Source organism: Mycobacterium sp. (assembly GCF_049278535.1).
Classification (GTDB): domain Bacteria; phylum Actinomycetota; class Actinomycetes; order Mycobacteriales; family Mycobacteriaceae; genus Mycobacterium.
On the sequence record NZ_JBAPMI010000130.1, the window covers coordinates 18,760 to 45,159 of the forward strand.

A 26,400-nucleotide genomic window follows, 5' to 3' on the forward strand; every position below is an offset into this window, starting at 1 on the left:
TTAGCGCGCCTTCCAGACCGGCTCACGCTTCTCGGCGAACGCCAGCGGGCCTTCCTTGGCATCCTCGGTCCGCAGCAGCGTGCCGAACTCGCGCACGGTACGCGCCCAGCTGGGCTCCTCGTCGGGGATGATGCCGTCGTCGGCGCCATACGCGACCCGCTTGCTGGCCTGCACCGACAGTGGCGCGTTGACGGTGATCCGCTTGGCCAGCGCCAGCGCGGCCTCCAGCACTGTGCCGTCGGGAACGACCTCGTTGATCAGCCCCCACTGCGCGGCCTCGGCGGCGCTGATCGGCTCACCGGTCAGCAGCATCTGCATGCCGACCTTGCGGGGCAGCTGCTGGGCGATGCGGAACACACCGCCCGCACCGGCGAGCAGGCCAACCTTGACCTCCGGCAGACCGAACTGTGCGCGTTGCTCGGCCACTACCAGATCGCTGGCCAGGGCCAGCTCGGTGCCACCGCCCAGCGCGGTGCCGTTGACCGCGGCGATCGTCGGCTTGTCGATGAAGTGGTGCACGTAACCGGCGAAGCCCCACTCTGCGTGGTCGGGGTGATACAGATTCTCGCGGCGCGAAATCGCCTTGAGATCCGCTCCGGCACAGAAGGATTTGTCGCCGGCACCGGTGATCACCACCGCCCGCACATCGACGTCATGTTGCGCCTGCTCGAGCGCATCACCGACGCCGATGCTGACGGCCCCGTTGACGCAGTTGCGCGCCTCCGGCCGGTTGATGGTGATGACAAGGACGTCACCGCGGCGCTCGCTGAGCACCGCAGCGTCGGTCACAACAGCTCCACGATCGTCGCGTTGGCCTGGCCGCCGCCCTCGCACATGGTCTGCAGGCCGTAACGAATTCCCTTGTCCCGCATGTGGTAGAGCATCGTGGTCATGATCCGGGCACCGGATCCGCCGAGCGGGTGACCCAGCGCGATCGCACCGCCGTTGGGGTTGAGCTTCTTCTCGTCGGCGCCGATGTCTTTCAACCACGCCAGCGGCACTGGCGCGAACGCCTCGTTGACCTCGAAGACCCCGATGTCATCCAGCGTCAGACCCGAGCGCTTCAGCGCCTTCTGAGTGGCCGGGATCGGGGCGGTCAGCATGATCACCGGGTCGGCGCCGGCCAGCACGGCGGTGTGCACCTTGGCAATCGGGTTGAGCTTCAACTCTTTTGCCTTCTCCGCCGTCATGAACAGCAACGCGGCCGATCCGTCGGAGATCTGGCTGGAGTTCCCGGCGTGGATCACGCCGTCTTCTTTGAAGGCGGGCTTGAGCTGTGCCATCTTTTCGATCGGCGTGCCGCGACGGATGCCTTCGTCCTTCAGCACCACGTTGCCGTCCTGGTCCTTGATGCCGACGATCTGGTCGTCGAAAGCACCGGAATCCTGTGCCGCCGCGGCCTTTTCGTGCGAACCCAACGAGAACTCGTCAACCTTGGTCCGGTCGAACCCCCACTGCTCGGCGATCATCTCCGCGCCGATGCCCTGATTGGGAACGGTGCCGTGGTAGCGGTCCAGGAACGCCTTGGAGTAAGGCCGCCCGCCGTTGGACAGTGAGGCACCCATCGGGGTCCGCGACATCGACTCCACCCCGCCCGCGACGACGACGTCGTAGTGCCCGGCTACCACACCGGCGGCGGCGAAATGGATGGACTGCTGGCTGGAACCGCACTGGCGATCGACGGTGACACCGGGAACGGTCTCGGGCCAACCGGCGGTCAGCAGGGCGGTGCGTCCGATGTCGAGGGCCTGCTCGCCGGCCTGCATGACACAGCCCCAGATGACGTCGTCGACGAGACCGGGATCGATGCCGGCTTTCTCGACCAGACCGTTGAGCACCTGGGCGGACAAGTCAGCGGCATGCACGCCGGACAGGCCGCCGTTTCGCTTGCCGATCGGGGAACGAACTGCCTCGACAATGACGGCTTCAGCCATGGCCTATATCTCCTTCTGCCTTGAGTACTTGGATCGATTGTTAACCAACCCGTTAGTTGGCTCGTCGCTGGGGTGCTCAAGTGGTCGGTAGCGTCGCAAGCATGTCCCGCATAGTGATCATCGGCGGCCACGGCAAGGTCGCTCTTCATCTGGCTCGCATCCTGATGGAACGGAGTGACGTCGAAAATCAGGTGATATCGGTCATCCGCAATCCCGACCACGCCGACGACGTCAGCGCCACCGGCGCCCGTCCCGTCGTCGCCGACATCGAGACCCTGAACACCGATGGGCTGGCCGATCTGCTGGCCGGCCACGACGCGGTGGTGTTCTCCGCCGGCGCCGGTGGCGGCGACCCGGCCCGCACCTACGCCGTCGACCGCGATGCGGCAATCCGGACGATCGATGCTGCCGGCCAGGCCGGCGTGCAACGGTTCGTGATGGTGTCGTACTTCGGCGCGGGAGTTGATCACGGCGTGCCGGAGGACAACTCGTTCTTTCCCTATGCGGAGGCCAAGGCCGCGGCCGACGCCCATCTCCGGGCCAGCGACCTGGACTGGACTGTGCTGGGGCCCGGCCGTCTCACGCTGGATCCGGCGACCGGCCGGATCGCGGTCGGGGCCGGCGCCGCGGACAAAGGATCGGTCTCGCGGGAGGACGTTGCACTGGTTGCGGCCGCCGCATTGCAGGAACCATCGACGATCCGCCGGACCATCGACTTCAACAACGGCGACCTGCCGATACCTGAAGCCGTTATGACCGGGTAATCTGCACTACGCAGTTGGTCTGTCGACTACGTCGAGGGTGACGAGGTCGGCATCGAGCGAAGCATGTTGAATGTGCTTCGTAAGAGGGAACCCGGTGGGAGTCCGGGACTGTCCCGCAGCGGTATGCAGGAACGACCGCCGTCTAATGCACTGGTCACACAACCGGGAAGCGACGGCCAGTAGGAGCACCATCCGGTGCACGCCTGTGAGTCCGAAGACCTGCCGGCTGTGCCGGGCGCGCCGCGCCTGGCGGCTCACCGCCTCGAGGAATGGGCGTCTGGCCGTAATGGTTGCAGTGGCCGTGAGCGCTGCACCGGATCGGTTTCGCGTCCGTCGGCGGTGCCCACCCCGTCGATTGAAGGACCACGAACCACTGTGACCGCCATACCGTTTACCGCCACCGTCACCGGATCCCCGCGCATCGGCCCGAAGCGCGAACTCAAGCGCGCCACCGAGAGCTACTGGAAAGGCAACACCAGCCGATCTGAGCTGGAAAAGGTCGCCGCCGCCCTGCGCCATGACACCTGGTCCCAGCTGGCTGCCGCCGGCCTGGACTCGGTGCCGGTGAACACCTTCTCCTACTACGACCAGGTGCTCGACACGGCCGTCCTGCTCGGCGCCCTGCCGGATCGCGTGCAGGCCGTCTCCGACGACCTGGACCGCTACTTCGCGGCCGCCCGCGGCACCGGGGACATCGCGCCCTTGGAAATGACCAAGTGGTTCGACACCAACTACCACTACATCGTCCCGGAGATCGGGCCGAAGACGAAGTTCTCCCTGCACCCCGAAAAAATTCTCTCGGAGCTCAAAGAAGCTCAGGATCAAGGCATTACAGCTCGTCCGGTCGTCATCGGCCCGGTCACGTTCCTGCTGCTGAGTAAGGCGGTCGACGGCGCCGGCGCACCGATCGAGCGCCTCGACGAGCTGGTCCCGCTGTACAGCGACCTGCTGAGCCAGTTGGCCGACGAGGGCGCGGAGTGGGTGCAGATTGACGAGCCGGTGCTGGTGGCCGATATCGCCGACGACGCGCCGGCGCTCGCCGAAAAGGTCTACAACACGCTGGGAGTGCTGGACAAGCGGCCCGCGATCCATGTCGCCACTTACTTCGGCGACCCCGGCAAAGGCCTGGCCGCGCTGGCCCGCACGCCAGTCGAGGCGATCGGTGTCGACTTCGTCTACGGCCCCGACACCGCGGTGGCCAACATTTCTGGGGCCCCGGGCCTGGCCGACAAGACGCTGGTGGCCGGCATCGTCGACGGCCGCAACATCTGGCGCACCGACCTGGAGTCGGCGCTGAGCAAGCTGGCCAGCCTGCTGGGTCCGGCGGGCTCGGTGGCGGTATCCACGTCGTGCTCGACGCTGCATGTGCCCTACTCGCTGGAGCCCGAGACCGACCTGGACGACGCGCTGCGCAGCTGGCTGGCGTTCGGCGCCGAGAAGGTGCACGAGGTCGCCACGCTGGCCAAGGCGCTGAAGGACGGCCGCGAGGCGGTGGCCGACGAGATCGCGCAATCCAACGCAGCCGTCGCCTCGCGCAAGAAGGACCCGCGGCTGAACAACAGCGAGGTGCGTGCGCGCCTCGAGTCGATCGCGAAGTCTGGTGGCACGGAACGTGGCCCGGCCACCAAGCGCCGGGAAGTGCAGAACGACCGCCTGCACCTGCCGCCGCTGCCGACGACCACCATCGGGTCGTTCCCGCAGACCGTCGAGATCCGAAAGGCGCGCGCCGCGCTCGTCGCCGGTGAGATCGACGAGGCCGAATACAAGGACCGGATGCGCAAAGAGGTCGCCGACGTCATCAAGTTGCAGGAGGACCTAGGCATCGACGTGCTGGTGCACGGCGAGCCGGAGCGCAACGACATGGTGCAGTACTTCGCCGAGCAGCTGGACGGCTTCTTCGCCACCAAGAACGGCTGGGTGCAGTCCTACGGCAGCCGTTGCGTGCGTCCGCCGGTGCTCTACGGTGACGTGACCCGCCAGCACCCGATGACGGTCGAGTGGGCCAAGTACGCGCAGTCGCTGACCGACAAGCCGGTCAAGGGCATGCTCACCGGTCCGGTGACGATCCTGGCGTGGTCATTCGTCCGCGACGACCAGCCGCTGGCCGAAACCGCCAATCAGGTGGCGCTGGCCATCCGCGACGAGACGGTCGACTTGCAGTCGGCTGGTATCGCGGTGATCCAGGTCGACGAGCCCGCGCTGCGGGAGCTGTTGCCGCTGCGCGACTCTGACAAGCCGGCCTACCTGGACTGGGCGGTCGGCTCGTTCCGGCTTTCGACATCGGGTGTTGAGGACTCGACGCAGATCCACACGCATCTGTGCTACTCGGAGTTCGGCGAGGTCATCGGCGCGATCGCCGACCTGGACGCCGACGTCACCTCGATCGAGGCGGCCCGCTCGCACATGGAGGTGCTCGACGACCTGAACTCGATCGGCTTCTCCAACAGCGTCGGGCCGGGTGTCTACGACATTCACTCGCCGCGGGTGCCGAGCACCGAGGAGATCGCCACGTCGCTGCGTGCTGCGCTGAAAGCCGTTCCCGCTGAACGACTTTGGGTCAACCCGGACTGCGGTCTGAAGACCCGCAACTCCGACGAGGTGAACGCGTCGTTGGCCAACCTGGTCGCTGCGACCAAGGAAGTCCGCGCCAACGCATAACCACGCGATGAAGGCCGGGCGTTGCCGCTAAGTGGCGCCCGGCCTTCGTTGTCATGCCGTGCCGTCGTAGACGTGCACCGGCACGTCGTCGGCCCACGGCTGCCGCGTCACCATGTCGGCGACCTGGACATAGCCGCGCTCGAATTCGCCTGTGGCAGCGTCGACTAACCGGTACTGCTGGGTCTGCCGGTGAATGGGCTGGGCGTCGAGCATCACCACACGCACCTCCCCCGGCTCGAAGTGGCAGCGCCGCTGCAGAGCCGCGACCAACTGCTCGTTGCTGAAGTGCCCGTCGCCGAAATTCCAGCCGATCGCGGTGCTGGTGACGCGTTCGCCGTCGGTCAGCACGTAGTCGTCCTCGTTGTGGCCGGCCATCACCCGGTGCGCCAAGGTGAACAGCGCCCGCCCGTGAGTGTTGAACGCGCGGAACGCATATCCCATGTACATCGGGATCTGTGCGGCTTCCTTGCTGCCGTAGAACTTTTCCAGCTGGGCCGCCGGCATGCTCGCGATCGCAACGACGCCGTTGGCGATCTTCGCCTCCGCTGACGGCTTGATGCACCACAGCGTGGTGTCCCAGTTGCCCGCGTAGTAACGCATGCCGGGCAGGAACGAGACCTTGCGCGGCAACAGGTTTCCGGTCACGACGGTGCCGGCCACGACCGCGAACAGCAGTATCGGCAGCGGCGTGGTCAGGTCAGCGAGCCCGACCGAGGCGTGCCCGACAAACAGGGCGAGCACGCTGAACATCATGAAGACGTTCCACTCCAACGGCACGCCCATCGGGATCGACGACAGGATGCCGAAGTGGAAGCACAGCATCACGAACGCCGCGATCGCAGTGGGCCAGCCGCCGTGGCTGAAGAACAACACCAACGGCACCAGTCCCTCGATCGCGGTGCTGAAATGCGCGAGCCAGCGCGAGCGCCAGCCCGGCCGAAGGTCGTCCGGGAAGTGTTCGAAGAACATGCGTTTGATGAACTTTGGCCGGAACATCGGATTGTTGCTCATCATCGTCGAGATGACGAACGGGAAGTGCTTGTTGAGCTTCGACGTCGCCGCGCCCAGCCAGATGACCAGGCACACCAGCTTTGCGCCGAGGATCAGATCCACACCGTAGCCGGCGAACAGGAACGCGACAGTGAACGAGGCGTACACCTCACCGCGGGCGGCCAGGAAGATGACCTTGTCGCGTAGGCCCAGCACCGCCAGCACACCGAGCACCGCCCAGATCTGCCATGCCGGCAGCACCCCGACCGTCGTGCCCAACGCGGGCATCGGCCCGATCCCGTCGGAGATGATCGCGATGACGAGCAGCACCAGTAGCGCCGCGTACAGCAGTGCGTCGAACGGCGTGCGAGTATCTCCCTTCGTCAGCGGAATCCGGCCCGGCCACGGTGGCAGCCGAATGGTGCCGGGCCGCAGCCAGTACAGGATCGAGCCCATCGGCGGGAAGAACCGGTTGTTCAACGGGCCGAAGCCGCAGCCGAGTCCGACCACTTCGAACAACATCGTGTAGAGCACGACCTTCTCGAACACGATCGGCTCGGCGTACCAGTCCGCGATGTTCGTGAAGCCGTCGATACCGGTCGTGGTCAGCGCAAGGAGCCAGGCGGCCAGGACGTAGAGCGCGATCTTGAGGACGTAGAACAGGTGCAGCAACACCGGGGTGCCGAAGCCGACCTCGGCCCAGTGCCGGGCCATCGGGATGATCTTTTCAGCGCGGGTGCCCTTGCTCCACTCCTCGAAGTCGATCTGCGGAGTTTCCTGTTTGAGAAATCCCATGGCGGCAAGACTAGAACGTGTTCTAGCCCGATGGTTCCCGTTCTTCGTAAACCCTGTCGCCGGAATCCTTGACTACTACTTTTCGTAGTAGTAGAACTGGTTATCAGGCCCTTAGGACGGTGATCCGCGATGACAACTCAGCTTCCGCAGCCACCCGCTTCCACCGATCAATATCTCCGTTGGGCGGCAATAGCTTTCGCCATCGGCTGGGGCGTGCACGTCATCGATCATCTGCGACGCGGCATGTCAGCGTCACCGCATGCGGTCATGGTCGGCGGCATGATTCAGGGGGCGTTCGTGGTGGCCGCCGTTCTGATGGCGCTCACCGGGCACCGTCGGGCACCGCAAGCTGCCATCGCGGTCGGCTTCGGCAGCGCCGGGCTGTTCATCTTCGCGCATCTGTTGCCGAGCTACCTTCCGGCACTCCAGGACAGTTTCGTCTCGGGTCCACGCATCAACGTGACGTGGTTCTCCTGGGTCAGCGCCGCTTCCGAGATCGCCACCGGCATCGTGTTCGCCATCGCCGGCGTGCGGGCCCGCCGACCAGTCGGCGACGCAAAGATCGTGCACCTACCGCAACGGGTGTCACAATGAACGCCCCGGCGGGAACGCTGTTCTTCGACGGAGCCTGCGGAATGTGCACGCGCTCCAGGGATTTGCTGCTGAAGTTCAATCGCACCGGTAACGTCGCGACCGAAACTCTGCAAAGCCCGGGCGCCGCAGAGCGATTGGGCATCACGCCGGCAAGCCTGCTGGAATCGGTCCGGTGGCTGGACTCCTCGGGCGCGGTCTACTCGGGAGCCGAGGCGGCAAACGCGGCACTCTCAGCAGCGGTCGGAACCCGAATCCCGCTGGCAATCTATCGAATTCCGGGCCTTCGCGGCATCGAGGAAGCCGTCTACCGGTGGGTGGCCGCGAACCGGTACCGGTTCCCGGGGACCACGCCGTACTGCGAGTCCCATCCGGCCGCCTGCTAGGCCCGCCGCGGCGGACGAGGCACGAAGCGGGGAACCCGGTCGATCACGTCTTGATAGTTTGGCCGCCGCTCCAGGCTGCGGGTCTCCATCATCGGAATGCTGCCGCCGAGGAACATGCCCAGCATCCCGAGCGCGCCCAGGCAGATCCACCAGGCGTCCGACGGCGCCACGGCGACACCGAACAGCGCCAGCGACACCCAGAAACTGAACTCCCCGAAGTAGTTCGGATGCCGCGACCAGGACCACAATCCGCGGTCCATCGCCTCATCTTTCCGGCCGTCGGCCTTATGCCGGACGAACCGGTGCATTTGCACGTCGGCGATCAACTCGAGGATCACGGCCGCCAGCCCGACGACGAAAGCGATATCGGTCAGCCAACCGATGTCGCCACCGGGCCGGGTCACCGCGACGTAGACCGGCATCATGCCGGCGAACACCAGCAGTGTCGGGATCAGGTGGATCGTCACCAAGTCGACCACGAACTCCCACCGCCCGGCCCGCTCCCGGAACATCGGGTAGCGCCAATCCTCATGGTGCAGACCGGGAAACGCGTACAACCAGTTGGCGGTCAGACGTATCGCCCACAACACCACCACCACCGCGATCAGCCAGCACCGCAGCTGCTGCGCACCGGACTGACTCCACCAGTAGAACAACAGCAATGGCGGAACCACGCTCCAGTAGGCGTCGTAGAAGCTGGAATTGCCGTACGCCCGGCTGAATACGAAAATGGCCAACGTGGCCAGCAGGTCGGCGATCAACGTATCCAGCCAGAGCCGCCCGGTGTGCACACCCCACACCAGCCAGGCCGCGCCCACCGCGATGGCAACGACATACGCGGCACCGACCAGCGTCAGTGATCCCGCCCTGCTTCTGGTCTCTGGCATCAGCTGCGTCTCCATTCTCTCTGCCGGCGCCGCCACAGCGGGCTCTTGACCGCCTCGAGCGCCTCGGTGACGTAGCGGTCGAGCGCCCGGGGCTTCTTCGTCGACTGGCGGACCCACTGCTGGAACGCGAAATCCGCTGCCGCAAAGGCAAGTTGAACCAACAGTCCGGGCCGGATGTCAGTGTCGGGGTTGGCGCCCATGCGTTCGGCGACCAGCTTCGTCGCCCGCTCCTTGTCGGCGGGCAGGTGCATGGTCAGCTTGCCGAGCAGGTCGGGGGCGACCAGCATGGCTTCCCGCCACTCTTCGGTGTCCGCCACGCCGAACGAACGAGTCCGGGTGATGATGGCGTTGATCAGGGCGAGATCAGGGGATTCGGCGGCGGGCCGCTCTTCGAGCAGGCTGACGATGGCGGCGCCTCCGTAGCGGACCGGCGCCAGCAGCAATTCTTCCTTGGCCGGCACGTGCCGAAAGAAGGTGCGCGGCGAAACGCCTGCGGCGGCGGCGATTTCCTCCGTGGTCACCGCGTCGTAGCCGCGGTCGATGAACAGCCGGAACGCCGCCCGGCGAATGTCGGCCCGGATCTGTGCCCGCTGCCGTTCGCGCAGCGACTCGGTCATCGGAAGCTGCCGATCCCGCCGTCGACGTGGATGGTCTGTCCTGTGACGAAAGTCGCGTCGCTGCTCAGCAGGAACGCCACCAGCGCGCCCACGTCGGCACGGACATCGCCGATGCGTTTCATCGGCACTCGCCGCACCGCTTTGGTGTAGTCGTCCGGCGCGAACTGCTTCCACAGTTTGACACCGTCGGACTCGGCGAACGGGCAGACGACGTTGACCCGAATGTTGTCGCGGCCCCATTCCAGCGCCGCGACCTTCGACAGCCCACGGATGGCCTCCTTGGCGGCGGCGTATCCGCCCCACTTGGGCTCACCACCGGTGCCGGTGCCCGAGCCCAGGTTGACGATCGAACCGCCGCCGGCCTGAACCATCAGGGGATGCACGGCCTGCATCAGCAGGAAGCTCGCACGCGGTCCGACATCATGACCGAGCGCGAAGTCTTCGGCGGTGATGTCGACGAAGGCCTTGGGTTCGTTGGTGGCGATGGCGTTGTTCACCAGCCCGTGCACCTCGCCGAAGGCGTCCACCGCTGCTGCGACGATCCGCGCTGCGCTGTGCGGATCGCGCAAGTCCGCAACCAATTGCTCCACTCGCCCTGCGGGTTTCAGCTCTTCGGTGGTCGCGGCCAGCTTGTCCGCGAGAATGTCGACCACCAACACCGCTGCGCCCCGTTCGAGCAGCGCGGCGGCGATGCCTTTGCCGACGCCCTGCGCGCCGCCGGTGATGATCGCGACGTGGCCGCGCATCGAATCGGGGTGCGTGTAGCTCATCCGACCGGTCCGATCCGCGGCGGCACACCCCGGTGCATCTCATAGGTGCTGCGCGCACCACCGGGCAGCTCGATGAACTCGACCGGGGTCCCGTCCGGGTCTTTGACGAAAAACATTCGCACTCCGCCGATCTCGAACGGATCCTGCTCCGGAGGATAGCCGGCCTCGCGGATGCGCCGATGCGTGTCGTCGAGATCGACGACCGACAGCGAGATGTTCTGGATGCCGGTGATACCTCGGCGGGCCGGCGACTCCGTGGCGGGTTTGGCGCCCAGCGACAACAGTTCGACCATCAGCCCGCCCAACACACCACCGACCACGCGGCCCTCCTGTTTGCGTTTCGCGTGCAGCGCGGCGTCGAAAGGCTCACCGGAGATCATGGTTTCGAAGACGACGTCCATGCCCAGCACATCGCGGTAGAACTCCAGCGCACGATCCATGTCGGTCACCCCCACGACGAGATGACAGAACGAGATGTCGGGCAGGACGGCCATCAGGTGCTCGATGCGAGACGAGCGGCTGGGCGCCCGGCGAACATCGGCAGGTCCAGGTATGTTTTGATACCCGGCTCGGCAGCGCACACATCGGGGATGGCGTTGACGCAGTGATTGGCGGTGACCACGACGCCCGGATTCTTCACCAGCCCTTCGGCGATCGTCTCGGGCTGCAGACCCTTGAACGTGAGACTCACGGTGGGGTCGCCGGTGATCTCGACCTCGAAGCGTTCGCCGCGCTCACCGAAATTCCAGGCGGGCTCCAGATTCTCCTCGCCCATCAGCCAGTTGACCGCAGCGGTGATCACCGGTTCGCCGTCGATCAGCGCCTGCCAGCGGAACCGGCGCGCAGCCACGGTGCCCGCGCGGATCGGGAACGGGCCGTAGTCGATGTCGGCGGTCGCGACCGCGATGTCCTGGATCGTCCTGATGTTCGGCTCGATACGAAAACCCATGTGGTCGGCGATCATTCGCACCGACATCTTGAACCCGTTTTCCAGCAGGCCGGCCATCGGACCGCTGATGGCCTCTTCGGGGGTGCCGCCGAAACCCATGATGTGGCGCACCACGTCCGGGGCGTTGTAGGTACGGATGTCGGAGAACTCCTCAGCGCGCACGTGCGTGACGGCCGAGGACAGCGACGAGATCATCAACGGGAATCGCTCGGTGATGCCGCCGGGATGGATACCCGACCCGTGCAGGGTCACCCCGCCGGCGGCGGCGGCGGCGGCGATCGCCGCGACAGCGGGGTTGTCCTTGTCCGGATACACCCAGCCCACCGGGGTCACCACATTCTTGCCCGACCGCAGAATCGCCACAACCTCGTCGTCATTGGGAATCAACGGGCTGTACACCACGCAGTCAGCGTCGAGCGCCAGCACTTCGTCCTTGCTGGATGTCGCAGCGACACCGAGCGATTCGACGCCAAGGATCTCACCGACGTCGCGCCCGTTCTTGTCCGCGCTATGTACCCAGCAGCCGACCAGCTCGAGCTGCGGATGGTTGAGCACGCATTCGATGGCGGCCTTGCCGACGCCTCCGGTTGCCCACTGGACGACACGCAACTTGGCGGAGTTAGTCATGCGTGGCACAGTATGACTGACTGGCAGTCACTGTCAACGACGACGAAGGGTCGGCGAATGGGCGTCCTCGACGGCAAGATCGCGATCGTCACCGGAACCAGCAGGGGTGTGGGAGTCGGCATCGCCCACGAGCTACTACGGGCCGGCGCCACGGTCATCGGCTGCTCACGTTCACCGCTGGACGCCATCCCCGGCATCGACCCCGACTGGGCACCGCGCGCGTCTCAGGAGGTCTGCGACCAGGGTGACTACCGCTCGATCGACTCCTTCGTCGAGGACGTGGTGGCCACCCACGGCCGCGTCGACATCCTGGTGAACAACGCCGGCGGGACGGTTCCGGCGCCGCACGCAGAGTGCATTCCCGAACTGGTGCAACGTATTCAGGGTGCGCCGCGCAGCGACGACGACTTTGAGCGCACCGCGCTGTTCCACGCTTTTGCCGTGCAGATGAACCTGATCAGCCCGCTGTGGTTCGCCATCCGGGCATACCGGCAGATGGCCACCCAGGACGGCGTCGGCTGCATCGTCAACATCTCCAGCGGCGCCGGGCATCCGGCGGGCTCACCGACCCTGGTGTCCTACGGTGCGGCCAAGAGCGGGCTCAACCAGCTGACCCGGTCGCTCGCTCAGGAGTGGGGACCCAAGGTCCGGGTCAACTGCGTCGCGCTGGGCCCGACGATGACCGAGAATTTCCGGTCGTTCGTCCTGCCGAAGGACGACCCAACCGGTGAAAAGTACTTCGCTGCTGTCCCGTTGCAGCGCGCGGGCGAGCCCGAAGAAGTTGGCCGGGTGTGCGTCTTTCTGGCCGGCGGCGCCGCGGACTTCGTCAACGGCACGACGATCGAGTGCGACGGCGGCATGCTGCCCGGCGTGCTCTACGACGCCGGCCTGAAGACCATTACCGACCTGCTGTAGCCGCGGTAAAGCTGCGCTGCGGCAGTCCCGAGTACTCCGACAGCGGACGGATCAATGCGTTGGAGCCCGCCTGCTCGATGATGTGGGTCGTCCAGCCGGTGATCCGGCTCATCACGAAAAGCGGTGTAAAGCTGGGGATGTCGAATCCCATCAGGTAGTAGCACGGCCCGGTCGGGAAGTCCAGGTTGGGCTTGATCTTGGTGGCGTCGAACATCTCGGATTCCAGGATGTTGTAGATCTCCAGCCAGCGCTGGCCGTTGCGGGCCTCCGCGACGCGGATCAGCGCCTCCTTCATCGTCGGCACCCTGGAGTCGCCGTTCTTGTAGACGCGGTGCCCGAAGCCCATTACCTTGTCTTTGCGAGAGACCTTGCCGCGCAACCACTCTGCTGCTCTCAACGGCTCGCCGATTTCGATCATGTCGTGCATCACCGCCTCGTTGGCCCCGCCGTGCAGCGGGCCCTTAAGCGCACCGATTGCCGCCGTCACCGCGCTGTAGATGTCAGACTGCGTCGAAGTCACCACCCGGGCAGCGAAGGTGGAAGCGTTGAAGCTGTGCTCGGCGTACAGGATCATCGACTGCTCGAATGCCGACACGATGACTGGCTCGGGGACCTCGCCGAAACACATGTTCAGGAAGTTCTCCGCGTAGCCGAGATGGCTGTGCGGCGCGATCGGGTCCAGACCCCGCCGGCGCCGCATGTCGGCGGCGACGATGGTGGGCAGTACCGCGAACATCCGCAGCGACTTGGCGAAGTTGGCCGATTCGGCGCTGTCGTCCTCTTCGGGATCCTCGGCGCCCAGGTAGCTGATCGCGGTGCGCACCACATCCATTGGATGGCAGGTGTCGGGCAGCTTGGCGAGCAGCGACAGCATCGAACGGTCCACCCGACGATTGGCCCGCTCGCGCTGGTTGAACAACGCGAGTTGTCCGTCGGTCGGCAGTTCGCCGTGCCAGAGCAGATAGGCGACCTGCTCGAAGCTGCAGTGCGCCGCGAGATCCTGCACGGGATAGCCGCGATAGGTCAGCGAGTTCGTCTCGGGCACAACTTTGGAGATCGAGGTGGTGTCGACGATGACGCCGGCGAGACCCTTGTAGATCTTTGCCTCTGAAGGGGGGGATGCGGTGGTCATTGGTTCGGGCCTTTCACATCAAAGTTGAAGATCTCGTCGTCGAATTGGTTGTAGTCGGCGTAGCGCAGCAGTTCGTAGAGCCGCTTGCGGTGCTGCATCTGCCCCAGCAGGCCGGATTGTGTTCCCTTGGAGTCGATTTCACGCAAGCCGTCTTCTACGGCGAACATCGCCAGCCGCAGCGTGGTCACCGGGTAGATCACCACGTTGTAGCCGATGTCGGTGAGCTGCGCGGTGGTCAGCAGCTCAGACTTGCCGAACTCGGTCATGTTGGCCAGCAGCGGAACATCCACTGCGGCGCGGAATTTCTCGAAGTCGGCCGGACCGGTCAGTGCTTCGGTGAAGATCAGATCGGCGCCAGCGTCGGTGTACACGCGCGCCCGTTCGATGGCGGCGTCGACGCCCTCGATCCCCGCCGCGTCGGTGCGGGCGCAGATCACGAAGTTCGGGTCCCGGCGGGCCGCCACCGCGGCCCGCAGTCGCTTGACCATGTCGTTAGCGGGCACAACGGCTTTGCCGTCGAGATGGCCGCACCGCTTCGGGTTGACTTGGTCCTCGAGGTGGCAGCCGGCCAGCCCGGCGTCCTCCAGCAGCGTGATGGTGCGCGCGGCGCTGATCGGCTCACCGAATCCGGTATCGGCGTCGATCAGCGTGGGCAGGTCGGTGACCGAAGCGATTTGTGCGCCCCGCCCGGTGACCTCGGTCAGCGTGGTCAGCGCGATGTCGGGCAGCCCCAGATCGGCAGACAGTACCGCGCCGGAGACGTAGACGCCCTCAAACCCGATCTCGGCGACGAGCTTGGCCACCAGCGGCGAGAATGCGCCCGGGAAGCGTTGCAGGCGACCGGAATTCAGCCCGGATCGAAACGCTGCCCGCTTGTCGGCGGCACTGGATGCGGCCCCCAGCAGACCGGTCATCGGAAGATCCCGGACGGAATCGTCGGCGCCTTGTCCAGCACCTCGGGCAGCACGCGCACGTTCAGCGCGCCCAGCTGATCGCCCTTCAGCTCGCCGACACGCTGCACGATCTCCAAGAAGCGTTGCTGCTCAGCGGGATCCACGACTCCATCGGCGAGATGAGTGAACTTGCCGATGTACTGCTCGCGTTCGAATGGCCGCGCGCCCAGCGGATGTGCGTCGGCGACGGCCAGCTCATCGGTGATCACCTCGCCGCTCTTGAGCGTCACCTCCGCGCGCGCCCCGAACGCCTTCTCGGCCGGGTCGTTCGAGTGGTATCGGCGGGTCCAGTCCGGATCCTCGACCGTGGAGATCTTGTGCCACAGCTCGACCGTGTCGGGCCGGTGCGCCCGCTCGGGGGCATAGGAGAGCTCGTGGTCCCAGCTGCCGTCCTGCAGTGCGACGGCGAAGATGTAGGGCAGCGAGTGATCCAGCGTCTCGCGTGATGCGTCGGGGTCGAACTTCTGCGGATCCCCGGACCCGGTGCCGATCACGTAGTGGGTGTGGTGACTGGTGTGCAGCACGATCGTGGCGATCTGGTCGAGATCGCCGATGCTCATCCGCAGCCGGCGGGCCAAGTCGATCGGCGCCTGGCTCTGGTATTCGGCGGAGTGCTCCTTGGTGTAGCTGTCCAGGATCGCCTGCTTGGGCTCGCCGGGCGCAGGCAGCGGCACCCGGTAGGTGTGATCGGGACCCGACAGCAGCCAGGCGATCACGCCGTCCTCGCCCTCCCAGATGGGAGCGGGTGATCCCTCGCCGCGCATAGCCCGGTCGACGGCCTCGACGGCGACCTTTCCGGCCAGGGCGGGCGCGTACGCCTTCCAGCTGGAGATGGCCCCCTTGCGGGATTGGCGGGTCGCGGTGGTCAGGTGTAGCGCCTGTCCGATCGCCTGGTAGATGGTGTCGGCGTCGAGCCGGAGCATGGTGCCCAGCCCGGCGGCCGCCGACGGGCCGAGGTGAGCGACGTGGTCGATCTTGTGCTCGTGCAGGCAGATCCCCTTGGCCAGGTCGATCTGGATCTCGTAGGCCGTGGCCAGACCGCGGATCAGGTCGTTGCCGCGCACGCCGACTTGCTGGGCAACCGCGACCAGCGGCGGGATGTTGTCGCCGGGGTGGGAGTATTCGGCGGCCAGGAAGGTGTCGTGGTAGTCGAGTTCACGGACCGCGACGCCATTGGCCCAGGCCGCCCACTCGGCCGAGTAGCTGCCGTCGACACCGAAGACCGTCGCGCCCGGTTTACCCGGCAACGCCGGATGAGACACAGCCTGGTGGCGGGCGGTGGTGACCGGCCGGCGCAGCACCGAGGCGGCGCTGACCGCCGCGTTGTCGATAACCCGGTTGATCACCATGGCCTCGGTCTCCGGGGCCACCGGCACGGGGTCGGCGGCCACCTGCGCGATCTTGTAGGCCAGGTGTTCGGTGATCGGGAAGTCGTCGGCGCTGCGGTGGGTCCGCACCTCATGGTTCAACATAATTCGCACACTATGCAAAGACCGCGGCCAGGGAAAGTACCTGTACATGCGTAATTTTGCGTCCTGATTCAGCGCAAATTGCGAACGTTGTGTAAGCCAACGCAGAGTAAAGTCTCAACGCGTGGCGAAGATGTTTTCGGGTGCCCGGCTGCGGCGGTTGCGAAACGAGCGTGGCCTCAGCCAGGCGGCGCTGGCCCGAACGCTGAATCTGTCCACCAGCTACGTGAACCAGCTGGAAAACGACCAGCGGCCCATCACGGTCGCGGTGCTGGTCGCTCTCGCGGAGCGGTTCGACCTGCCGTCGAACTACTTCTCCACCGATTCCGATGCCCGCCTGGTGGCCGATCTGTCCGACGTGTTCACCGCCGCCGCGCCCGATGACTCGGTCAGCTCTGGGCACATCGAGGAGTTGGTGGCCAGGATGCCTGAGGTGGGCCGCAACCTGGTGGCCGTCTACCGCCGGCTGCGGGATGCCACCGAGGAGTTGGAGGCCTACCGCTCGCACGCCACGACCGAGACGCCGATACCGGCGGAGCTTCCGATGCCGTTCGAGGAAGTGCGGGACTTCTTCTACGACCGCAACAACTACGTCGGCGAACTCGACGTCGCCGCCGAGCAGATGTTCATCCAGAGCGGGATGACGGTGGGCGGACTGGACGTCCAGTTGTCGGCGCTGATGCACGACCGGTTCGGCGTACGGGTGGTGGTCGACGCCGACCTTGCCGCGCACGCCAAGCGCTCCTACGACCCGGAGACCAGGGTGCTGCGGATTGCGCAGTGGCTGTTGCCCGGTCAGCGCGCATTTCAGATCGCCACCCAACTCGCACTGGTGAGCCAGCCTGAGCTGCTCTCGGCGATACTGGCCACCGACGACCGGCTGACCCCGGAATCCCGTGGTGTCGCCCGGATCGGCCTGGCCAACTACTTCGCCGGCGCGTTTCTGTTGCCTTACCGTGAATTCCACAGTGCCGCAGCCGAATTACGCTACGACATCGACCTGCTGGCCCGCCGCTTCGAGGTCGGCTTCGAGACCGTGTGCCACCGGCTCTCGACGTTACAGCGACCCCAGCTGCGCGGCGTGCCCTTTATTTTCGTCAGGACCGACAAGGCTGGCAACATCTCGAAACGCCAGTCCGCCACGGCATTTCACTTCAGCCGGGTCGGTGGCAGCTGCCCACTGTGGGTCGTGCATGATGCCTTCGCCCAACCGGGACGGGTCGTCACGCAGGTGGCCCAGATGCCGGACGGCCGTTCGTATTTCTGGCTCGCCAAGACCACCGCGCCCGAGGGCCAGGGCTATCTGGGTCAGCACAAGAGCTTCGCCATCGGGCTGGGCTGCGACCTTGTCCACGCCGACAAACTGGTCTACTCGACCGGGATCGCGCTCGACGACCCGAACACCGCCGTCCCGATCGGCGCCGGCTGCAAGATCTGCAACCGGTTGGCCTGCGCGCAGCGCGCGTTTCCTTACCTCGGCGGACGCGTCGCAGTCGACGAGAACACCGGTAGCGGCCTGCCGTACTCACCGGCTACTTAGCCTGCGTGACCGGCGACACCCCGGCGCGAATCCACCTAAGAATTGCCGGATTTCGGATTTCCGCATCACGATCGGCGTAGCTTGCTGCTGAGATCAGCCATGACAGATGTCGACTATTGCGTTGTCGGTGCGGGATTCGCCGGTTTGACGGCCGCCCTGCGGCTAAAGCAGGCCGGTCGCTCAGTGGCGCTGCTGGAGGCCCGCGATCGGGTCGGCGGGCGCACCTACACCGAGGTTCTCGGCGACGGGTCGTGGATCGATCGCGGCGGTGCATGGATCGGACCGGGCCAGGATCGGGTCTACGCGTTGATGAGTGAGTTCGGGGTGCCGGCCTACAAGCAGTACATCGGCGGCAAGTCGATGATGATCGTCGGCGGCAAGCAGCACCGCTATGCCGGCACCATCCCGTGGACGGTGAGCCCGTGGGCGACGATGAACCTCGGCGTCGGGTTGATCAAAGTACGGCAGATGTGCCGATCGATTCCGCTGCAAGCCCCGTGGCAGGCTCGCCGGGCCGCCGAGTGGGACCAGATCAGTTTGGCGGCATGGCTCGACAAAAACATCATGTCTCAGCAGGCCCGCGACATGCTGGACATGGCGCTGGCCGGCCCCTACACCTCGGCTGCCGCAGAGGTGTCGTTGCTGTGGGTGCTTTACCAGATGGCCTCCGGCGGCGGGCCGGACTTCGTCGTGTCGAGCGAGGACGGCTCCCAGGATTCCCGCCCGGTCGGCGGGATGGGAGCCATTTACCGACCGGTTGCCGCCGAGCTCGGCGATGCACTGCAGCTGTCGCAGGCTGTGCGGCATATCGCCCAGGACGCCGACGGCGTCACGGTTCATTCCGACGACCTGTCCGTGCGGGCACAACGGGTGATCGTGGCCGTTCCGCTGGCCATCGCCGGCCAGATCGACTATCAGCCGACGCTGCCGCTCGATCGGTTGTTCCTGCACCAGCGAATGCCCAGCGGCGCGATCTTCAAGATCTCGGTCGTGTACGACGAGCCGTTCTGGCGCGCCGCCGGCCTGTCCGGCCAGACGGCCGCGCCGGGATCGTTGGCCACCCTGACCATCGACGCCTGCACCGACACCGGCACGCCCGGCGTCATGTGTGTGATCACCGAAGGCCCGGCCGCACGACGGCTGGGGCGACTGGCGCGGGCCGAGCGCCAAGCGGCGGTCGTGGCTGAGCTGGTCCACCGGTTCGGCGACAAGGCCGGATCGCCGATCGGTTTCCACGAGCAGGACTGGAGTCTCGAGCGTTATTCCGGTGGCGGGATGATCAGCCACGCACCCACCGGTGTACTGACCGAGTTCGGCTACACCCTGCGCGAGCCGTGCGGCCGCATCCATTGGGCCGGGACGGAGAGCTCGGCCGTGATGTGCGGATGGGTCGACGGCGCCATCCGCTCTGGAGAGCGTGCCGCCGAAGAGGTGCTCGCGCGCGAATCGGTCGCGGCTACTGAGCTTGCTTGACCGGCGGCCGGTAGAAGAGCGCCAACTGGCCGAGCGCCCCACCAATGCCCAGCAGCAGCGAGCCGAACAGTCCGTGCCAGCCGGGGTGGAAGAGTCCAGGACCGAAGATCTGGTAATCCAGGCTGTACTTACCGGGGCCCAGCGTCGCGACGGCCACCGCCGCGGCTGCCAGGATCAAGTTGTACTCCCAGCCTTCCTTGACGATGAAGAAGCCGTTGTGGCGGTGCACGGTCCACGCGGCCACCAGCATCAGCGCGACGAAACCGGCAGCGGGGATGGGCGTCAGCAAGCCTGCGGCCAGACCCAGTCCGGCGCTCATCTCGGTGGTCGCGGCGACAACGGCCTGGAATTTGCCGTACTTCATCCCGATGCTCTCGAACCAGCCCGCGGTTCCGGGGATCCGTCCCCCGCCGAAGAATTTGTTGTAGCCATGAGCGGCCAGCGTCAAGCCCAGCACTAGCCGCAGGATCAGCAACCCGACGTCATAGGCATCATTCATAGACGTCAACCTAGATCATCGGGTAGGCACAGGACAGGCAGAGGTATCCTGCCAGCCGCACACCACCACAAAGGAGCGACTATCAAGATCGCGATCATTGGCGCGGGCAACGTCGGGCGTTCGCTGGGCACCGCATGGCACAACCGCGGCCACGATGTCACGTTCGGCGTCCGCAATCCCGACGACCCGAAGTCAGGTGCCGAGCAGGTCGCGGGTTGGGCGCCGCCGGGCGCGCGGGTCTGTAGAGCGATGAACCAGATCGGCGCCCCGATGATGGACGGGCCCGAGTTGGCCAACACCCCGGTGATGTTCGCCTGCGGCGACGACGACGCGGCCAAAACGGTCACCGCCGGGCTGGTGAGCGAGCTGGGCTTCGAAACCACCGACGCCGGCGATCTGACACTTGCCCGGCTCCTGGAGCCTTTTGCGCTGTTGTGGATCCATCTCGCACTGCGCCGCGGCTTGGGCACCGACTTCGGCTTCGGTCTGCTGCGCGGTCGAGCCTGAACATCCGCATGTCGACCCGTCCCGTGATACTCCTGGATGGCGGCGCGTCGTCGCGGCCGGAGATTTTGGGCCACAAGGGGTTCGGCATTGACTTGATGCGCGCCAACCGTCTGCCGGTGCCGCCCGCGTTCTGCATCACCGCCGAGGTCGGGGTGCGCTACCGCGCCGAACCCGAGTCGACGATCGATGCGATCTGGGACGACGTGCTGGCCGGAATGCGCACATTGGAAGCCGAGACCTCGCGGACGTTCGGGCGAGGGCCGCATCCGCTACTGGTCAGCGTGCGTTCGGGTGCGGCCGTGTCGATGCCCGGCATGATGGACACCCTGCTGGACCTCGGTTTCAGTGACGACGTCGAAAAGGATTTGGCCGCTGAGGGTTCGGCAGGATTCGCGCGCGACTCCAGGCGGCGATTCACCGAGTCGTACCAGCGCATCGTGACCGGCCCGGCGTCGGACGACCCCTACCGGCAGTTGCGCGCCGCGATCGAGGCGGTGTTCGCCTCGTGGGACTCGCCGCGTGCCGTCGCCTACCGTTCGCACCACGGTCTCAACGACCACGCCGGCACCGCAGTGGTAGTGCAGGCCATGGTCTTCGGCAACCTCGACGCTAATTCCGGTGCGGGCGTGGTGTTTTCCCGTAACCCGATAACCGGCGCCAACGAGGAGTTCGGCGAGTGGCTGCGGGGCGGCCAGGGCGACGACGTGGTATCGGGCACCGTCGACGTCGAACCCATCGCCGCACTGCGCGCGCAACTGCCGACCGTCTACGGCGAATTGATTGCCGCTGCAAGCTCGTTGGAGCGTCTGGCGGCGGACGTGCAAGAGATCGAGTTCACCATTCAGGACGGCACACTGTGGCTGCTGCAGACGCGAGCGGCCAAGCGGTCGGCGCAGGCTGCGGTGCGCCTGGCATTGCATTTGCTGGACGACGGCCTGATCGACGAGGCCGAGACGCTGCGACGGGTGGCGCCCGCGCATGTCGAAGCGTTGCTGAGGCCTGCACTACAACCCGAGACCCGGATGGCTGCAACGCTTTTGGCTACCGGCCTGCCTGCCGGGCCCGGCATTGCGTCGGGGCGGGCCTACACCGAGGTGGATGCGGCCATTGACGCCGCCGATCGCGGCGAGGACGTCATCCTGGTTCGCAACCACACCAGTCCCAACGATATCCACGGCATGCTGGTCGCCCGCGGCGTCGTCACCGAAACCGGTGGCGCCACCAGCCACGCCGCCGTGGTCAGCCGCGAGCTGGGCCGGGTGGCCGTGGTCGGCTGCGGCAGCGGGGTCGCCGATTCGCTGGCCGGCAAGCTGGTCACCGTCGACGGCAACGAGGGCGAAGTGCGCGAAGGGAGCCTGCCGCCGTCCGCCTGGTCCGAGGACGACACTCCCGAGCTACGCGAATTGGCCGACATCGCAAGGCGGGTCAGCCCGCTACGGGCCCACGCCCGCGGCGACTATCCACGATTGGACCGCCATTCCGAAGCCGCGGTGCGCAGCGCCATGGCCAATGGGCATAGCGACGTGGTCTCCGCCAGCCCTCTGCTGGCGATGCTGGCCGCGATCCGGCTCAGCGGAGTGTCGTGAGCGAACTGGTTGTGTTACAGGCGGTTCGGCTGAAAGGCCGGGTCAGCCGCGACGATCTGGCCGCAACGTTGGGTGCAGATCTTGGTGACGTCGTCGACCGGCTCGTTGGAGCGGGTCTGCTGGTCGATGGTCCGACATTGCGGCTCAGCCCCGAAGGCCGGGAGCGCCTCGAGGAACTGCTTAGCGACGAACGGTCGAATGTCGACATGACGGCAGTCCTGGCGGCCTACGACGAATTTTGTTCCGTCAACGGCGAATTCAAAGGCCTGGTAACCGATTGGCAGCTCAAGGAAGGCCGGCCAAACACACACCAGGACGCCGACTACGACGCGGCGGTGCTGGCCCGCCTCGACGACGTCCACCAGCGAGTCACAGCGATCGTGGCCGCGGCGGCCGCCGAGCTACCGCGACTGAGCCGCTACACGGCGAAACTGCAGACAGCCCTGGACAACATTCATGCCGGCGAGACCATCTGGCTGGCCCGCCCGCTCATCGACTCGTATCACACCGTGTGGTTCGAGCTACACGAAGAACTGCTCCTGGCCGCGGGTCTGACTCGCGGAACCGATGACGCTTAAGCGATTTCGTTACAGCTCGGCGTCCAATCGGGCGACATAGTCGTCGATGTCGGGTATAGCGGATTCTGCCGCGTGCACGCTGACCGTCACCATGTCGCCGACGCCCCACACGCCGTGGGTGAGACCCATCGCCGGTGACAGCCCTGGATAGACGGCAGTCAGCACCACGGGTGCATCGCCGAGGCGCAGATCGGTGGGTACCCGGTAAATGCTTGACACCACGGTATTTCCGGACACCTGCGATGGGCGCACCTCGGGATCAAAGAGGCTGACACCCCAGCGCAGCAACGGAGCCGGCACCGCCGCAAACGCCCGGTCCGCTGCCAGCACCGCCGGGTGCTCCGAGCGGCGGCGGGCATTGGCCAGGTCCGCGGCGATCCTTTGCAGCCGATCCTGCCGACTCAGGCCCGGATACAATCCGACCGTGGCGTTGGCGAAATGATTATGGGCATGGGGCACACCAGGTTTCGCCATGGTGACCTCGGCCACCAGCGACGCGGCTGCGTCGCCCAGGTGGCCGGAGAGCGCACCGGACACCGCGGCCAATGCCGCGACGGTGGCGGTTGGGCCATTCAGCTGCGAGCGGGGCCGCAGCAGCGTGCGCACAGAACGTGCGCCCGTCGGGCGGTCGTTGGTGGACAGCGCCGGCTGCGCTCCGATCGGAGGCGGCAACAGGCCGGCGCGGGTATCGCGCACCTGCTGGCGATGAGTGCGCGCCGCAACGACGCCGCGCCAGGGCAGGAAACCCGGCGAAGCCGCCACCACGTCAGGCACCGGAGTCGCGCGACCGAACAGCCATGCGGCCAGCGCCAGGGCGCGCGGACCGTCGGACAGCGCGTGCGCGAACTGCATGACCGCAACCGTGGCCGGGCCGGCGCTGCCTGGCATGCCGTGCACCGGCGCGAAGAGGTGCATGCGCCACGACGCCCGGCGGATGTCCAACGGGTCGTCGGCGAGCCTGGCCACGGCGTCCATGCAGCCGCCCCAGCTGCCGTCGTCGAGGTGGTGTCGCAGCACCTGCTCCGGCTCGATGGCCGTCGACGCCCAGCGCGGGTAGGTCCACGGTGATCCGTCCTCGACGCGGAGCGTCAGGGCGGGACACGCTTGCGCCCTGCTGCACACCTCGTCGACTGCGCGCTCGAAATCCGTTGGCTCACCGTTGAATGCGTAGAGCATCAACTCGTCGCTGGGGACCTTGGCCGACATCCAGTAGAACTGCGCGTCTACTGCTGTCATACGGGTCGGCATGTCAGCATCCTATGGATCCACAGTCGGCAGGTTGGACCTGCGGTGCGACGCGGGCGGATGCGCCGCTGGGACAAGGCGTGCTTTGCCTGGCACCGCGTCCCTAGAATTCGGGGATAAGGACGTATCCCTGTTGCGTCAATTGCGTTAGGCGCGCCATCGCGTCAGTATTGATCTTGATACCGGCGATTGTGTCGGAGTTTCGCCATCCGTGGGCTTTAGCGGTCGCACCACACAGTTCGACGCGGACGCCCCTTTCCATCATGTCGGCGACGAGGGCTTTATACGGATTCCCGCTGACGATGTGCCGATCGCGGTTGTACACGTCGTCGCCTAACGTCACGTGACCCGCGTTGGTATGGAACACCACGACCAGTTGTGGCTTCACCTTCCACGCTGCCGCGTCATCGAGGAGGAGCCCGACGTGGAAGAGGGCGGCGGGCAGATCGCCTTCGAAAGTCAGCGACGCAACCCCGAAGGCGACCTTCACCTCGTCGAGTTCCACAGCGATGTCGATCTCTAGTTCTTCGTGGCCGGTAACCATCGGGTTCCTTTCAATTGCATGTGGTCCGAGTCGGTGTCAGCGGGGTGGTCAGACGATGTCGCCGGTGCGTTGCTAAAGGCTACTTAGGTGGTGGGCGTGAACGTGTAGGTCTCGCCATGAGCGAGGTAAACGAATTGTGTAGTTGCAGCCGAGGTTTCGGCTGCCTGCTTGAAGTCGTCGAGTCCCGACATGAATACCGAGAAGTCGTTGTAGTGGATCGGGATAGCGGTGCGGGGTCGAGTGATCTCTACCGCTCTCACCGCCTGCTCGCCGGTCATCGTGACGACCGTGACAAGGAAGGTCGTGCCCCCGGTATGAATCAGGCCGAGGTCGATGTCAGGGTAGCGACGGGGAATATCCTCGAGGTCGTCAACGAGCATCGTGTCGCCGGTGATATAGAGACGGTAGAGGTGATCGCCGCCGCGATTGAAGTCGAGCAGATGCCCGTTAACCGGCATCAGTAATTGATCAACCGCGTCGTTCGTTGCGTGTTTGCCCGGCATCGCGGTTATCGTCAGCTCCGCGTCGCCTTTGCGGACCACCAGCGATTCCCAGGTCCCCAGGGGGTACCCACGCCTGAAGCCCAACGCAGTCAACTTGTCGACTGCGTCAGCCGTCGACACAATGGGCAGAGTTTTGTCCAGCTCACGAGCGGCAACGTCATCGAAGTGGTCGCCATGGTAATGGGATAAGACGACCAGATCTATCGGGGGCAGGTCGGAGATCTGACACGCCGGCTCAACCTCGCGCCGTGCCCAAATCCCATGGCCCAAAAAGACGTGTTCACCCTTGTGAAGAAAAGCGGGATCTGTCAATACAACCAGTCCGCCGAATCGGATCAACGTGGTGGCGTTACCAATGAAATAGACCTCGCCCTGGCTGAAATCCGCGACCTCACCGCTCGTTAAATCCAACGACCTCATCGCCGGTCCTCTCTTGAGTACAGTCCGGTCACTCGTCTTGCGGTGCTGACGGCGCAGCGCCGTGCGGCACGCGCCCGCTCTCGGTTGCCATGGCCGCGACTGCCTCGGCCGTAGATGGAACGGCATGTGCGAGAAATGCGTAGTTGACCAAGGCCGCCCGGTAGCCGTCTCCGCGAGTCGGGTGCCGGGGGCCGGCTGTGGCATCGCGGACCACGGCTACTTCAAATCCCTGCTCGAGCAGATCCCGCAGGTGCGATTCGACACAGATGTTGGCGAGCATGCCGCACAGGACCACCTTGGTGATCCGCCGCTTGCGCAGTTGCAGCACCAAGTCGTTGGTTTGGGGTCCCCACACTTTGTGAGGGCTGGCGACGACGGTCGCTGAGTCCTCGATGAACGGCTTCAACTGGTCGAGCCAATCAGCACCCGAACCAGCGAAGCCGTCAAGGCTGAGGGGGCCGACGCGTGCAAATGTGTTGGTGCGAAGTTCGTCTTCCTCCAGTGGCCCATTGAACAACCAGCGGTGGTCGGTCGGGTAAAAGTAGTGCGGAGAAATAAACACGCCGTAGCCGCCCGCTGCCGCCGCCGTGAATATTTGGACGAGGTTCTCGACTGTCCTGTTCTCAGTCACACTTGCGGCCAAAACATCCCAGTTCCTGCCCGAAGGGGACAGGACATCGTTCTGCGGGTCGATGACGACGATTGCGGTGTCGGCGGGGTCGAATTTCACGGCATGGCTCCCGGGGTCGATGGGCTTCGGTTAGGAACGAACCATGCGGGCCGTCATGCAGCATCCTTCGTAGTGCGTATCAATGGTTGCGTACAGACTGCGATGCTGCGCCGGTCGGATCAAGGGCCAATGTCGGATCGCTGTTTTCGTCGGCGCCGAATAATCCAGGCCGGTCACTTTCTGGCGTGGTTAGTATTTGCGGGTGGAGCTGCGACAGCTTGAGGCCTTCGTTGCTGTAGGTACTCAGCTGCACTTCGGTCGGGCTGCGCAGAACCTGCACATGGGGCAGTCAACGCTGAGCGATCTGATCCGGCGTTTAGAGCGGGAGATGGGTACGC

At 65.7% G+C, this 26,400-nt stretch carries 27 protein-coding genes, 1 pseudogene and 1 riboswitch; of the genes and pseudogenes, 12 read left to right on the top strand and 16 right to left on the bottom strand.

Annotated features, from left to right (window positions below; all coding sequences use genetic code 11):
* Entirely contained in the window at positions 1-789 is a 789-nt protein-coding gene (locus WAO18_RS08370; protein ID WP_422205452.1) for an enoyl-CoA hydratase-related protein, read from the bottom strand.
* Positions 786-1,934 carry a thiolase family protein gene (locus WAO18_RS08375; RefSeq protein WP_422205454.1) on the bottom strand — a complete coding sequence of 383 codons (1,149 nt, stop codon included), beginning with the start codon at positions 1,932-1,934 and terminating at the stop codon, positions 786-788. The genes WAO18_RS08370 and WAO18_RS08375 overlap by 4 nt, the downstream gene beginning before the upstream one ends.
* A gap of 101 nt (positions 1,935-2,035) precedes the next feature.
* On the opposite strand from WAO18_RS08375, the gene WAO18_RS08380 reads away from it, so the two are divergent.
* Both WAO18_RS08380 and metE read left to right on the top strand, forming a co-directional pair.
* Entirely contained in the window at positions 2,036-2,698 is a 663-nt protein-coding gene (locus tag WAO18_RS08380; protein WP_422205456.1) for an SDR family oxidoreductase, read from the top strand.
* Positions 2,699-2,728: 30 nt separating this feature from the next.
* Positions 2,729-2,939, top strand: a riboswitch (cobalamin riboswitch).
* Between the two features lie 134 nt (positions 2,940-3,073).
* A complete protein-coding gene (metE, locus tag WAO18_RS08385) occupies positions 3,074-5,356 on the top strand; it encodes a 5-methyltetrahydropteroyltriglutamate--homocysteine S-methyltransferase (protein ID WP_422205458.1) in 2,283 nt (760 codons plus the stop codon).
* 51 nt (positions 5,357-5,407) lie between these two features.
* Here metE and WAO18_RS08390 read toward each other — a convergent pair whose 3' ends face one another.
* On the bottom strand, positions 5,408-7,141 hold the full coding sequence (locus WAO18_RS08390) for a DUF3556 domain-containing protein (protein ID WP_422205460.1): 1,734 nt from the start codon (positions 7,139-7,141) through the stop codon (positions 5,408-5,410).
* Between the two features lie 129 nt (positions 7,142-7,270).
* On the opposite strand from WAO18_RS08390, the gene WAO18_RS08395 reads away from it, so the two are divergent.
* Both WAO18_RS08395 and WAO18_RS08400 read left to right on the top strand, forming a co-directional pair.
* Complete coding sequence (locus tag WAO18_RS08395) at positions 7,271-7,735, top strand: hypothetical protein (RefSeq protein WP_422205462.1); 465 nt, start codon at positions 7,271-7,273, stop codon at positions 7,733-7,735.
* Complete coding sequence (locus WAO18_RS08400; protein ID WP_422205464.1) at positions 7,732-8,118, top strand: thiol-disulfide oxidoreductase DCC family protein; 387 nt, start codon at positions 7,732-7,734, stop codon at positions 8,116-8,118. The genes WAO18_RS08395 and WAO18_RS08400 overlap by 4 nt, the downstream gene beginning before the upstream one ends.
* Here the strand turns inward: WAO18_RS08400 and WAO18_RS08405 are convergent.
* Genes WAO18_RS08405 through WAO18_RS08425 form a run of 5 tightly spaced genes read right to left on the bottom strand, consistent with a single transcriptional unit; the run spans position 8,115 to position 11,968 of the window.
* Positions 8,115-9,005 carry a DUF1295 domain-containing protein gene (locus tag WAO18_RS08405; RefSeq protein WP_422205466.1) on the bottom strand — a complete coding sequence of 297 codons (891 nt, stop codon included), beginning with the start codon at positions 9,003-9,005 and terminating at the stop codon, positions 8,115-8,117. The two genes, WAO18_RS08400 and WAO18_RS08405, sit on opposite strands and share 4 nt — an antisense overlap.
* Positions 9,005-9,622, bottom strand: coding sequence for a TetR/AcrR family transcriptional regulator (locus WAO18_RS08410; RefSeq protein ID WP_422205468.1), 618 nt, complete (start codon positions 9,620-9,622; stop codon positions 9,005-9,007). Before WAO18_RS08410 ends, WAO18_RS08405 begins: the two co-directional genes overlap by 1 nt.
* Positions 9,619-10,392: an SDR family NAD(P)-dependent oxidoreductase gene (locus WAO18_RS08415; protein ID WP_422205470.1), complete on the bottom strand. Its 774-nt coding sequence runs from the start codon at positions 10,390-10,392 to the stop codon at positions 9,619-9,621. The genes WAO18_RS08410 and WAO18_RS08415 overlap by 4 nt, the downstream gene beginning before the upstream one ends.
* Positions 10,389-10,886 (bottom strand): VOC family protein, encoded by a 498-nt coding sequence (locus WAO18_RS08420; protein ID WP_422205472.1) that lies wholly within the window; start codon positions 10,884-10,886, stop codon positions 10,389-10,391. The genes WAO18_RS08415 and WAO18_RS08420 overlap by 4 nt, the downstream gene beginning before the upstream one ends.
* Positions 10,886-11,968, bottom strand: coding sequence for a dihydrodipicolinate reductase (locus WAO18_RS08425; RefSeq protein WP_422205474.1), 1,083 nt, complete (start codon positions 11,966-11,968; stop codon positions 10,886-10,888). Before WAO18_RS08425 ends, WAO18_RS08420 begins: the two co-directional genes overlap by 1 nt.
* A 57-nt stretch (positions 11,969-12,025) precedes the next feature.
* On the opposite strand from WAO18_RS08425, the gene WAO18_RS08430 reads away from it, so the two are divergent.
* Positions 12,026-12,883, top strand: coding sequence for an SDR family NAD(P)-dependent oxidoreductase (locus tag WAO18_RS08430; protein ID WP_422205502.1), 858 nt, complete (start codon positions 12,026-12,028; stop codon positions 12,881-12,883).
* Here the strand turns inward: WAO18_RS08430 and WAO18_RS08435 are convergent.
* From WAO18_RS08435 to prpD, 3 genes are read right to left on the bottom strand one after another with little or no spacing between them, the layout of a single operon-like run.
* On the bottom strand, positions 12,867-14,015 hold the full coding sequence (locus WAO18_RS08435; RefSeq protein ID WP_422205475.1) for a bifunctional 2-methylcitrate synthase/citrate synthase: 1,149 nt from the start codon (positions 14,013-14,015) through the stop codon (positions 12,867-12,869). The two genes, WAO18_RS08430 and WAO18_RS08435, sit on opposite strands and share 17 nt — an antisense overlap.
* Positions 14,012-14,929, bottom strand: coding sequence for a methylisocitrate lyase (gene prpB, locus WAO18_RS08440; RefSeq protein WP_422205477.1), 918 nt, complete (start codon positions 14,927-14,929; stop codon positions 14,012-14,014). The genes WAO18_RS08435 and prpB overlap by 4 nt, the downstream gene beginning before the upstream one ends.
* A complete protein-coding gene (prpD, locus tag WAO18_RS08445; protein ID WP_422205479.1) occupies positions 14,926-16,440 on the bottom strand; it encodes a 2-methylcitrate dehydratase PrpD in 1,515 nt (504 codons plus the stop codon). The genes prpB and prpD overlap by 4 nt, the downstream gene beginning before the upstream one ends.
* A gap of 130 nt (positions 16,441-16,570) precedes the next feature.
* On the opposite strand from prpD, the gene WAO18_RS08450 reads away from it, so the two are divergent.
* Both WAO18_RS08450 and WAO18_RS08455 read left to right on the top strand, forming a co-directional pair.
* Positions 16,571-17,977 carry a short-chain fatty acyl-CoA regulator family protein gene (locus tag WAO18_RS08450; RefSeq protein ID WP_422205504.1) on the top strand — a complete coding sequence of 469 codons (1,407 nt, stop codon included), beginning with the start codon at positions 16,571-16,573 and terminating at the stop codon, positions 17,975-17,977.
* Positions 17,978-18,076: 99 nt separating this feature from the next.
* A complete protein-coding gene (locus WAO18_RS08455; RefSeq protein ID WP_422205481.1) occupies positions 18,077-19,450 on the top strand; it encodes a flavin monoamine oxidase family protein in 1,374 nt (457 codons plus the stop codon).
* Here WAO18_RS08455 and WAO18_RS08460 read toward each other — a convergent pair.
* Positions 19,434-19,949, bottom strand: a complete 516-nt coding sequence (locus WAO18_RS08460) for a DoxX family protein (RefSeq protein ID WP_422205483.1) — start codon at positions 19,947-19,949, stop codon at positions 19,434-19,436. The two genes, WAO18_RS08455 and WAO18_RS08460, sit on opposite strands and share 17 nt — an antisense overlap.
* 96 nt (positions 19,950-20,045) lie before the next feature.
* Between WAO18_RS08460 and WAO18_RS08465 the strand changes: the two are divergent.
* The 4 genes and pseudogenes from WAO18_RS08465 to WAO18_RS08480 all read left to right on the top strand — a co-directional run.
* Positions 20,046-20,150: pseudogene (locus WAO18_RS08465) on the top strand (dinucleotide-binding enzyme); the annotation flags it as partial.
* Positions 20,151-20,198: 48 nt separating this feature from the next.
* The gene (locus WAO18_RS08470) at positions 20,199-20,456 is read left to right on the top strand and encodes a hypothetical protein (RefSeq protein WP_422205485.1); all 258 of its coding nucleotides are present in this window, start codon (positions 20,199-20,201) and stop codon (positions 20,454-20,456) included.
* 8 nt (positions 20,457-20,464) lie between these two features.
* Entirely contained in the window at positions 20,465-22,042 is a 1,578-nt protein-coding gene (locus WAO18_RS08475) for a pyruvate, phosphate dikinase (protein ID WP_422205487.1), read from the top strand.
* Complete coding sequence (locus WAO18_RS08480) at positions 22,039-22,620, top strand: MarR family transcriptional regulator (RefSeq protein WP_422205489.1); 582 nt, start codon at positions 22,039-22,041, stop codon at positions 22,618-22,620. The genes WAO18_RS08475 and WAO18_RS08480 overlap by 4 nt, the downstream gene beginning before the upstream one ends.
* Positions 22,621-22,629: 9 nt before the next feature.
* Here WAO18_RS08480 and WAO18_RS08485 read toward each other — a convergent pair whose 3' ends face one another.
* The 4 genes from WAO18_RS08485 to WAO18_RS08500 form a co-directional block, all read right to left on the bottom strand.
* Positions 22,630-23,868: a WS/DGAT domain-containing protein gene (locus tag WAO18_RS08485; RefSeq protein ID WP_422205491.1), complete on the bottom strand. Its 1,239-nt coding sequence runs from the start codon at positions 23,866-23,868 to the stop codon at positions 22,630-22,632.
* Positions 23,869-23,968: 100 nt separating this feature from the next.
* Positions 23,969-24,409 carry a DsrE family protein gene (locus tag WAO18_RS08490; RefSeq protein WP_422205493.1) on the bottom strand — a complete coding sequence of 147 codons (441 nt, stop codon included), beginning with the start codon at positions 24,407-24,409 and terminating at the stop codon, positions 23,969-23,971.
* 83 nt (positions 24,410-24,492) lie between these two features.
* The gene (locus WAO18_RS08495) at positions 24,493-25,332 is read right to left on the bottom strand and encodes an MBL fold metallo-hydrolase (protein WP_422205495.1); all 840 of its coding nucleotides are present in this window, start codon (positions 25,330-25,332) and stop codon (positions 24,493-24,495) included.
* 28 nt (positions 25,333-25,360) lie between these two features.
* Positions 25,361-26,062, bottom strand: coding sequence for a cysteine hydrolase (locus WAO18_RS08500; protein WP_422205497.1), 702 nt, complete (start codon positions 26,060-26,062; stop codon positions 25,361-25,363).
* Between the two features lie 202 nt (positions 26,063-26,264).
* Here WAO18_RS08500 and WAO18_RS08505 point away from each other — a divergent pair.
* A partial coding sequence (locus tag WAO18_RS08505) for a LysR family transcriptional regulator (protein ID WP_422205506.1) occupies positions 26,265-26,400 on the top strand: 136 nt, incomplete at its 3' end.

What these genes read in the sequence shown, in the direction of transcription:
- WAO18_RS08375 (WP_422205454.1), bottom strand. Translation starts at nt 1,934, where the DNA reads ATGGCTGAAGCCGTCATTGTCGAGGCAGTTCGTTCCCCGATCGGCAAG.
- WAO18_RS08380 (WP_422205456.1), top strand. Translation starts at nt 2,036, where the DNA reads ATGTCCCGCATAGTGATCATCGGCGGCCACGGCAAGGTCGCTCTTCAT.
- WAO18_RS08390 (WP_422205460.1), bottom strand. Translation starts at nt 7,141, where the DNA reads ATGGGATTTCTCAAACAGGAAACTCCGCAGATCGACTTCGAGGAGTGG.
- WAO18_RS08395 (WP_422205462.1), top strand. Translation starts at nt 7,271, where the DNA reads ATGACAACTCAGCTTCCGCAGCCACCCGCTTCCACCGATCAATATCTC.
- WAO18_RS08400 (WP_422205464.1), top strand. Translation starts at nt 7,732, where the DNA reads ATGAACGCCCCGGCGGGAACGCTGTTCTTCGACGGAGCCTGCGGAATG.
- WAO18_RS08405 (WP_422205466.1), bottom strand. Translation starts at nt 9,005, where the DNA reads ATGCCAGAGACCAGAAGCAGGGCGGGATCACTGACGCTGGTCGGTGCC.
- WAO18_RS08410 (WP_422205468.1), bottom strand. Translation starts at nt 9,622, where the DNA reads ATGACCGAGTCGCTGCGCGAACGGCAGCGGGCACAGATCCGGGCCGAC.
- WAO18_RS08415 (WP_422205470.1), bottom strand. Translation starts at nt 10,392, where the DNA reads ATGAGCTACACGCACCCCGATTCGATGCGCGGCCACGTCGCGATCATC.
- WAO18_RS08420 (WP_422205472.1), bottom strand. Translation starts at nt 10,886, where the DNA reads ATGGCCGTCCTGCCCGACATCTCGTTCTGTCATCTCGTCGTGGGGGTG.
- WAO18_RS08425 (WP_422205474.1), bottom strand. Translation starts at nt 11,968, where the DNA reads ATGACTAACTCCGCCAAGTTGCGTGTCGTCCAGTGGGCAACCGGAGGC.
- WAO18_RS08430 (WP_422205502.1), top strand. Translation starts at nt 12,026, where the DNA reads ATGGGCGTCCTCGACGGCAAGATCGCGATCGTCACCGGAACCAGCAGG.
- WAO18_RS08435 (WP_422205475.1), bottom strand. Translation starts at nt 14,015, where the DNA reads ATGACCACCGCATCCCCCCCTTCAGAGGCAAAGATCTACAAGGGTCTC.
- prpB (WP_422205477.1), bottom strand. Translation starts at nt 14,929, where the DNA reads ATGACCGGTCTGCTGGGGGCCGCATCCAGTGCCGCCGACAAGCGGGCA.
- prpD (WP_422205479.1), bottom strand. Translation starts at nt 16,440, where the DNA reads ATGTTGAACCATGAGGTGCGGACCCACCGCAGCGCCGACGACTTCCCG.
- WAO18_RS08450 (WP_422205504.1), top strand. Translation starts at nt 16,571, where the DNA reads ATGTTTTCGGGTGCCCGGCTGCGGCGGTTGCGAAACGAGCGTGGCCTC.
- WAO18_RS08455 (WP_422205481.1), top strand. Translation starts at nt 18,077, where the DNA reads ATGACAGATGTCGACTATTGCGTTGTCGGTGCGGGATTCGCCGGTTTG.
- WAO18_RS08460 (WP_422205483.1), bottom strand. Translation starts at nt 19,949, where the DNA reads ATGAATGATGCCTATGACGTCGGGTTGCTGATCCTGCGGCTAGTGCTG.
- WAO18_RS08470 (WP_422205485.1), top strand. Translation starts at nt 20,199, where the DNA reads ATGAACCAGATCGGCGCCCCGATGATGGACGGGCCCGAGTTGGCCAAC.
- WAO18_RS08475 (WP_422205487.1), top strand. Translation starts at nt 20,465, where the DNA reads ATGTCGACCCGTCCCGTGATACTCCTGGATGGCGGCGCGTCGTCGCGG.
- WAO18_RS08485 (WP_422205491.1), bottom strand. Translation starts at nt 23,868, where the DNA reads ATGCCGACCCGTATGACAGCAGTAGACGCGCAGTTCTACTGGATGTCG.
- WAO18_RS08490 (WP_422205493.1), bottom strand. Translation starts at nt 24,409, where the DNA reads ATGGTTACCGGCCACGAAGAACTAGAGATCGACATCGCTGTGGAACTC.
- WAO18_RS08495 (WP_422205495.1), bottom strand. Translation starts at nt 25,332, where the DNA reads ATGAGGTCGTTGGATTTAACGAGCGGTGAGGTCGCGGATTTCAGCCAG.